This window comes from Kineococcus siccus (assembly GCF_009906795.1).
Classification (GTDB): Bacteria; Actinomycetota; Actinomycetes; order Actinomycetales; family Kineococcaceae; genus Kineococcus; species Kineococcus siccus.
Genome location: NZ_JAAALN010000260.1, coordinates 1 through 5,291, shown reverse-complemented (window position 1 = coordinate 5,291; position 5,291 = coordinate 1). Strand labels below are relative to the sequence as shown.

5 protein-coding genes are annotated in these 5,291 nt (G+C 75.8%); all 5 read right to left on the bottom strand.

The window, feature by feature from the left end; genetic code table 11:
* Positions 1-494: cell division protein PerM (locus GTR02_RS19555; RefSeq protein ID WP_205709649.1), on the bottom strand; the 494-nt coding region annotated here is incomplete at its 3' end.
* A 120-nt stretch (positions 495-614) separates the two neighbouring features.
* Positions 615-1,514: a succinate--CoA ligase subunit alpha gene (sucD, locus tag GTR02_RS19550; RefSeq protein WP_166609155.1), complete on the bottom strand. Its 900-nt coding sequence runs from the start codon at positions 1,512-1,514 to the stop codon at positions 615-617.
* A 3-nt stretch (positions 1,515-1,517) separates the two neighbouring features.
* On the bottom strand, positions 1,518-2,693 hold the full coding sequence (gene sucC, locus GTR02_RS19545) for an ADP-forming succinate--CoA ligase subunit beta (RefSeq protein ID WP_166609154.1): 1,176 nt from the start codon (positions 2,691-2,693) through the stop codon (positions 1,518-1,520).
* Positions 2,694-2,771: 78 nt separating this feature from the next.
* On the bottom strand, positions 2,772-4,130 hold the full coding sequence (locus tag GTR02_RS19540) for a Gfo/Idh/MocA family protein (RefSeq protein ID WP_166609153.1): 1,359 nt from the start codon (positions 4,128-4,130) through the stop codon (positions 2,772-2,774).
* Positions 4,131-4,195: 65 nt separating this feature from the next.
* Positions 4,196-5,290: a PDR/VanB family oxidoreductase gene (locus tag GTR02_RS19535; RefSeq protein WP_166609152.1), complete on the bottom strand. Its 1,095-nt coding sequence runs from the start codon at positions 5,288-5,290 to the stop codon at positions 4,196-4,198.
* Position 5,291 lies beyond the last annotated feature (1 nt).

The window sequence follows — 5,291 nt, the reverse complement described above, 5'->3', positions numbered from 1 at the left end:
GCCCCCAGCCCCCCGACGAGCAGCCCGCCGGTCAGGGCCGCGAGCGGTGAGGCCGCGGCCACCGAGCTGCGCGACACGAGCGCCACGAGCAGCGCCAGGACGCCGTAGGCACCGGCGAACGTGGCGAGTGCGCGCCAGAACGGCACGCTGCGCTCGTGGTCGAGCTGGTCGCGCACCCAGGCCCGCACGGCCCGCCGCGCGGCGAGGACCGACAGGAGCGTCAGGCCCAGCGGGACGACGCTGACGGGCGTCGTGCCGACGACCGCGAGCGGGCTGCCGTGGCCGAGCAGCCACAGGTCGGCGCCGACGCGGACCACGGACGCCATCGACGACGTGGAGCGCACGGCGGCGATCCAGCCGACGACGGCGGCCACGAGCAGGGGGACCAGGACGAGCAGGACCGCGCGCACGGCGGCGGTCAGCAGCGGCAGCAGGTCCGCGGCCGTGACGTCGGAGCGGCCGGAGCGGGCGGGGCGGTCGAGGAGTTCGGACATCCCCGCCATGCTCCCGCGACCGGGGGCCCCGGTGGCGGACCGACGCGCCCGCGCGGGACGCACGAGGCCCGCCGGTCCAGGCGGGAGCCCGGCCCGGCGGGCCCGTGGTCGTGCGCGCGCTCAGAGCGCCCGGACGAGCTCCCGGGCCAGGCGCGCGGTCTCGCTCGGGGTCTTCCCGACCTTCACGCCGGCCGCCTCGAGGGCGTCCTTCTTGGCCTGGGCGGTGCCCGCGGACCCGGACACGATGGCGCCCGCGTGGCCCATCGTCTTGCCCTCGGGCGCGGTGAACCCGGCGACGTAGCCGACGACGGGCTTGGTGATGTGCTCGGAGACGTAGGCCGCGGCCCGCTCCTCGGCGTCCCCGCCGATCTCCCCGATCATGACGATGACGTCGGTCTCGGGGTCGTCCTGGAACGCCTGCAGCGCATCGATGTGCGTGGTCCCGATGACCGGGTCGCCCCCGATGCCGACGGCCGAGGAGAAGCCGATGTCGGCGAGCTCGTACATCATCTGGTACGTCAGGGTGCCGGACTTGGAGACGAGCCCGATGCGCCCGGGCGGCGTGATGTCGGCCGGGATGATGCCGGCGTTGGACTTGCCGGGGCTGATCAGCCCGGGGCAGTTCGGCCCGATGAGGCGCGAGGTGCCCTTGGCGGCGGCGTGCGCGTAGAACTCCGCGGAGTCGTGCACCGGGACGCCCTCGGTGATGACGACGACGAGCGGGGTCTCCGCGTCGATCGCCTCCATGACCGCGCCCTTGGTGAACTTGGCCGGGACGAAGATGACGGTGACGTCGGCGCCGGTGGCCTCGCGGGCCTCGCCGACCGAGCCGAAGACGGGGACCGCCACGGGCGAGCCGTCGGCGCCGGTGAAGTCGACGCTCTGGCCGCCCTTGCCGGGGGTCACGCCGCCGACGATCGTCGTGCCGGAGGTCAGCATCCGCTGGGTGTGCTTGCGCCCCTCGGAACCCGTCATGCCCTGCACGAGGACCCTGCTGTCAGAGGTCAGGAAGATCGCCACGGATCAGGCCTTTCCGGTCGCTGCGAGCTCGGCGGCCTTGTCGGCCGCGCCGTCCATGGTGTCGACCACGGTGACGAGGGGGTGCGCGGCCTCGGCGAGGATCCGGCGGCCCTCCTCGACGTTGTTGCCGTCCAGGCGGACCACGAGCGGCTTGGTGGCGTCGTCGCCGAGGATGCCGAGTGCCGAGACGATGCCCTTGGCGACCTCGTCGCACGCCGTGATGCCGCCGAAGACGTTGACGAACACGCTCTTGACCTGGGCGTCGCCCAGGATGACGTCGAGGCCGTTGGCCATGACCTGCGCCGAGGCGCCGCCACCGATGTCGAGGAAGTTGGCGGGCTTCACGCCGCCGTGCGCCTCGCCGGCGTAGGCGACGACGTCGAGGGTCGACATGACCAGCCCCGCGCCGTTGCCGATGATGCCGACCTCGCCGTCGAGCTTGACGTAGTTCAGGCCCATCTCCTTGGCCTTGGCCTCTAGGGGGTCCGCCGCCGCGGCGTCGACCAGCTCGAGGTGGGCCGGGTGCCGGAAGTCGGCGTTCTCGTCGAGGGTGACCTTGCCGTCGAGCGCGACGATCGTGCCGTCCTCGGTGCGCACCAGCGGGTTCACCTCGACCAGCGTCGCGTCCTCGGCGACGAAGACCGTCCAGAGCTTCTGGATCGCGTCGGCGACCTGCTCGCGCAGCTCGGGCGCGAACCCCGCGGCCTCGACGATCTCGGCGGCCTTCGCGGCGTCGATGCCCGTGAGGGCGTCGACGGCCACGCGGGCCAGCGCCTCGGGGCGCTCGACCGCGAGCTGCTCGATCTCCACGCCGCCCTCGACGCTGGCCATCGCCAGGTAGGTGCGGTTGGAGCGGTCCAGCAGGACGGAGAAGTAGAACTCCTCGGCGATCTTCGCGCCCTCGGCGATCATCACCTGGTGGACCGTGTGGCCCTTGATGTCCATGCCGAGGATCTCGCCGGCCCTCGCGGCCGCCTCCTCGGGTGAGTGGGCCAGCTTCACGCCGCCCGCCTTGCCGCGACCGCCGACCTTGACCTGGGCCTTGACGACGACGGTGCCGCCACCCATGGCCTCGGCCGCGGCCCGCGCCTCCTCGGGGGTGGTCGCCACCCGGCCGTCCAGCACGGGTACTCCGTGCGCCGCGAACAGGTCGCGCGCCTGGTACTCGAAGAGGTCCACCAGCGATCCTCGTCTTCCTCGTCGTCGGGTCGGGTGCCGGGGGAGGTCCCGACGGGAGGCACCCGGGCGTCCAGCACCCTAGTCCCGCGGCCCCGGCCGGCCGGAGCCAGCCCGCGCCCCGCGGACGGGCAGCCCGAGGTCGAGGTCGGCCGTGTCGACGGGGAGCCCGGAGGCCAGCGAGGCGTTCCCGGCGATGCCGACGGCCAGCGAGCGCAGGCCGTCGACGTGGTCGGCGGCGCGGCGCAGCGGGTCCTCGCCCGGGCCGCGGAAGACGTCGCGCAGCAGGCGGGCGTCACCTCCGCCGTGGGCGCCCGCGTCGGCCGGGATCGCCACCTCGCGGGCCGGCTGCCAGTGCTGCTGCAGGAGGAGGCGCTCGGACACGGGGCGCAGCCCGGCGCCGCGGTCCCCGGCGCCGGCCGCGCTCGCGTCGAGGACGTCGCCGGCCGCGACCGCGCCGCGCTCGACGACCGTGAGCTCCGCCCGGCCGCGCGTGCCGTTGACGGCGACCACGTAGCCCTCCCACGGCGCGTGCGCGGTGAGGGAGTAGGTCATCGTCGAGCCCCGCGCGTGGTCGACGACCAGCGACAGGGTGTCCTCGATCGTGATGCCCTCGCCGAACACGTCCTGGTCGCGCAGGTAGCCGTCGTGCCCCTCGTGGTCGAGGTAGAGCTCGCGGAGCTCGGGGTCGGCGCGCAGGTCGAGGGCGAACGGGTCCTGCGCGGCGGCCGGGTCGTCGCGCCGCCCGTGCGCCACCCCCCGGCGGCGGGCGTTCTCCGCGCCGTAGAACCGCAGCCCGCCGCGCGCGTAGACCCGGGTGGGCGCGTCGTCGATCCACCAGTTGACGAGGTCGAAGTGGTGGGAGGCCTTGTGCACCAGCAGACCGCCGGAGCTGGCCTTGTCGCGGTGCCACCGACGGAAGTAGTCGGCACCGTGCCGGGTGTCGAGCAGCCACTCGAAGTGGACGCTCGTGACGTCGCCGACCGCGCCCGACGCGACGAGCTCCCGCAGCGCGGCGTTGCGCGGTGCGTAGCGGTAGTTGAACGTCACGACGACCTCGCGGCCGGTCTCGGCGACCGCGGTCGCGACCGTGCGGCAGCCCGCCTCGTCGATCGTCAGCGGCTTCTCCACCACGACGTCGGCCCCGGCGCGCAGCGCGCGCGCCGCCACGTCCGCGTGGGTGACGTCGGGCGAGGTGACGACGACGCGGTCGACGCCGCGCTCGGCGATCATCCGCTCGAGGTCGTCGGGGTGGTGGCACGTGGGCGCCGGGGCGCCCGCGGCGGCGGCGCGGTCGGCGTGCAGCCGCGCCCGGCCCGGGTTGACGTCGCAGACGGCCACGAGCTCGGCGACGTCGGCGTGCTCGCCCGTCATCGCCCCCACGTACAGGCGGGCGCGCGAGCCCGCTCCCACCACCGCGCAACGGCTCCTGCCCGGCATCGCCGACCTCCTCGTCGCGGGGACCGCCCCTCGCCCCGGCTGCCGGTCACGCTACGACCCCCGCGTCAGGCGTCCAGGACGAGGAGGGGGTCGTGCGAGCGGGACACGCACGGGTAGACGACGTCCACGCGGTCCCGCTCGGCGCCGAGGAGGACGTCGTCGCGGTGGTCCGGGCGCCCCGCCAGCACCCGCATCACGCAGCTCCCGCACACGCCCGTCTCGCAGGAGGCCGGGGTGCCGGGCAGGGCGCCGCGCAGCGAGGCCAGCATGCTCCGCCCCGCGGGCACGTCGACGACGGTCCCCGCGCGCGGCAGCACCACCCGGAAGGCGGTGTCCCGGCCGTGCACGGGCGCGGGGGCCGCGAACCGCTCGACGTGCAGCTCGCCCTGCGGGCAGGCGGTGAGCATCGCGGCGGCGACCGCGTCGAGGAGGCCCGGCGGCCCGCAGCAGTACACGGCGCCCCCGGCCGGCACGGAGCGCAGCAGGGCGGGCAGGTCGGGCCGGGGCGTGGTGTCGCCCGGGAGGACGCGCACCCGGTCGGGGTGGCGCGCCTCGAGGTCGTCGGCGAAGGCCATGCCCGACCGCGCGCGCCCGCGGTGCACCAGCCGCCACGGCGCGCCGGCCGCGGCCACCGCCTCGATCATCGGCAGCAGGGCCGTGATGCCGATGCCGCCCGCGACGAACAGGTACGCGGGTGCGTCGACGAGCGGGAACCGGTTGCGCGGCAACCCGATCCCGACCCGTGCGCCCACCGGCAGGGCGTGGACCTCCGCGGAGCCCCCGCGTCCGGCGGGGTCGTGCAGCACCGAGACCTCGTAGCCGGAGCGGTCCGCGGCGTCCCCGTGCAGGGAGTACTGCCGGACCCGGCCGGAGGGCAGGTGGAGGTCGACGTGGGCCCCGGGCTCCCACGACGGCAGCGCCGAGCCGTCCGCGGCCGCGAGCCGCAGCGACACCACCCCGGACGCGGGCTCGGTCCGGCCGACGAGGACGCCCGCGACGGCGGGGGCGGCTCCCGCACCCGTCCCCGGGGCCGCGGCGTCCGCGGCGGCGAGGTCGCGGACCCGCCGGCGCCGGCGCGCGGCGAGGGCGAGCAGCAGGGCGGGCAGGGAGAAGGCGGGCAGCGGGGCGCCGAGGGTCAGGGCCAGCGGGACGTCGAGCAGG

Bases quoted from the DNA above. Each gene is read 5' to 3' on its own strand.
- GTR02_RS19540 (WP_166609153.1), bottom strand. From the start codon at position 4,130: ATGCCGGGCAGGAGCCGTTGCGCGGTGGTGGGAGCGGGCTCGCGCGCC.